General features: G+C 70.0%; 4 protein-coding genes. All 4 read right to left on the bottom strand.

Annotated elements, in window-relative coordinates; translation table 11 throughout:
* Positions 1-201: 201 nt before the first annotated feature.
* Entirely contained in the window at positions 202-711 is a 510-nt protein-coding gene (locus tag GT354_RS27525; protein WP_202512366.1) for a hypothetical protein, read from the bottom strand.
* Positions 708-947: a hypothetical protein gene (locus GT354_RS27520; RefSeq protein ID WP_161359077.1), complete on the bottom strand. Its 240-nt coding sequence runs from the start codon at positions 945-947 to the stop codon at positions 708-710. The genes GT354_RS27525 and GT354_RS27520 overlap by 4 nt, the downstream gene beginning before the upstream one ends.
* Positions 948-1,022: 75 nt before the next feature.
* Positions 1,023-1,730 (bottom strand): ATP-binding cassette domain-containing protein, encoded by a 708-nt coding sequence (locus GT354_RS27515; RefSeq protein ID WP_161359076.1) that lies wholly within the window; start codon positions 1,728-1,730, stop codon positions 1,023-1,025.
* Positions 1,730-2,467 (bottom strand): ABC transporter ATP-binding protein (locus tag GT354_RS27510; protein WP_202512365.1); only part of this gene is annotated, 738 nt, incomplete at its 5' end. The genes GT354_RS27515 and GT354_RS27510, both read right to left, overlap by 1 nt.

Below are 2,467 nucleotides of genomic sequence, written 5' to 3'. Positions count from 1 at the left end.
GGGGGTCCCGGGGGAGGGGACTCGGGGGGCGAGGGTTCGCGGCGAGGCTCATCCGGTCGTGTCGGGCGACGCGGCCGTGCTTCAAGGCGACGCACGTGGAGCGCATGATCACGCGAGTGCCGTCAGGCCGCCCGGCCGGCGTGCAGGGTTCGGCGATGGCTTCGGGTGGCGTTTTCGGGAGGGTTCCGTACCTGTGGATCGTCAGGCCAGGGAGGCCACCGGCAAGATCGCGACTCGACGGCGTTCTTCCGCGTGGAGGGTGTCTCGGTAGGCCGCGATGTCCTGGGGGTCGGACGTGAGGATGATTGCGTAGCCGTGTTTCAAGGCGGTCATGACGACGAGTGCGTCCACCACATCGGGGCGTTTCTTCGGCGGCAGGATCGCCGTGCCGCACATGTCGCCGGCCTTTCGGAAGTCGGCCATGGTGAATCCGGCGTTACACGGCAGACAGAGGCCGACGGCCTCGGGCGCCGCCGGTTGCGAATCGGCTGCTCGGAACACCGTGCAGTCCTTGAGCAGTTCGCTCAACGTCCAGACCGTCTTCGGGTCGGTACGCCACACGTGCGCGAGTACGGCGCCGGTGATGATCGGACGATGACCGCCCGACTTCAGGATCTTCCGATGATGGGCCATGGCATGGCGGTCGCGACCCGCCACAGCGATCAACATGCCGGCGTCGTAGACGAACACCGGTGCAGGGACGAGCCTCACGCGGCTCCGTGTCCCTCGCTGAAGGTCCCCTCATCGAACAACGCGGCCCATTGGCTCTCGATGGCGGCTTCGTATTCCGGGGTCAGCTCGACGTCGGCGCAGGGATCACCCATGGCGGCGGCTTCTCGCTCGGCGGCAGATTCGCGTTCCTCGAAGGGCGCGAGAGCACGTCGGATGCCCTCCTGCTGTTCCATCAACAGCGCCGCTCCGGCCGGCATGAATGCCGAAAGGTCCACACCGGCTTCGTCGGCGGAGGCCCGTGTCCTCGCTGCGACGTGTGGGTCCGCCGAAATGGACGGCGGTTGGAGCCGTCAGGTGCGGTGGGTGGTCTGGGGGCGGGACCGAAACTCGGTCGGGTCGCCGCGGAAGGTTACCGAGCCTCGACTCAGGGTGTAGACGACCTCGGCGCGGTGGAGGGCCTCGCCGGTGTGTTGTTCGACCAGGATCACCGTGCGGTCGGCGGTGGCCAGGTCGGCGACGACCTCGTAGAGGCGGCCGGCGATGCGCGGGGCCAGGCCTTGGCTGAGTTCGTCGAGCAGGAGAAGCTTGGCGGGCCGCAGCAGGGCTCGGGAAACGGCGAGCATTTGTTGTTCGCCGCCGGACAGGGTGCGGGCCTTCTGGGCCAGGCGGGCTTCGAGTACCGGGAAGGCGGCCAAGGCCGGTTCGATGTCGCCGCCTTGGGTGCGGCCCGTGGTGTCCGTACCGTTGGCGAATACCGTCAGATTGTCGGCTACGGACAGGCCGGGGAAGATGCCGCCGCGTTCCGGGATCAGGGTCACGCCGGCGCGGGCGCGTTTGTCGGCGGGCCACGTGGTGATGTCCTCGCCGAGCCACGTGACGGTGCCCGCGACCGGGCGGACCAGGCCGGCCAGCGTGTTGAGCAGCGTGGTGCGGCCGGAGCCGTTGCGGCCGATCAGGGCGGTGACGGCACCTGCCGGGAACTCCAGGTCCACGCCGTGCAGCGCCTCGATCGGTCCGTAGCGGACCCGAAGTCCGTTGACGGACACAGCGATCGGCATCAGAGATACACCTGCCTCGCCTGTGCGTCGGCGCGGATCTCGGCGGGCGTCCCGGACGCGACCAGCTTGCCCGCCGCCATCACGTGCACTGTGTCCGCCACGCCGAAGACCAGGTCCATGTCGTGCTCGACGAGCAGAATGGCCAGCCCGTCGGCCGCCAACGCCCGCACCTCGCGCCGCAGCCGGTCGGTTTGCGCGTCGTCGAGACCACTGGCCGGCTCGTCCAGCAGCAGCACCGACGGCGTCGCGGCCAGCGCGCGGGCCAATTCCACCATCCGCAGTATCCCGGCCGGGAGTTCACCCGCCGGCGTATCCGCGTACTCGGTCAGCGCGAGCCGCTCCAGCGCGACCTCGACCGCAGCCCCGGCACGGGCGTCCGACGCGGTCGGCAGACCCAGCATCCGGCCCAACGCGGACGAGCCCGAGTGGTTCTCCGCGCCCACCCGCAGATTGTCGAGGACGGTCAGGGTGGGAAACACGGACACCACCTGGAACGTACGCGCCAGCCCCAACCGCGCTCGCCGATGCGGCGGCAAGCGCGTGACGTCCCGGTCGCCCAGGTACACCCGGCCCGCATCCACCCGGCCACCCGCGAGGCAGTCGAACAACGTGCTCTTGCCCGCCCCGTTCGGCCCGATCACCGCCGTAACCGCGCCCGCCGGAACCACCAGATCCACCCCGTCCACCGCCCGCAGCCCACCGAACCGCCGCCGCACCCCCTCAGCCCGCAACCCACT

It is taken from the genome of Streptomyces sp. SID3343, from assembly GCF_009865215.1.
Classification (GTDB): Bacteria; Actinomycetota; Actinomycetes; order Streptomycetales; family Streptomycetaceae; genus Embleya.
This window is presented reverse-complemented; position numbering and strand designations above follow the sequence as displayed.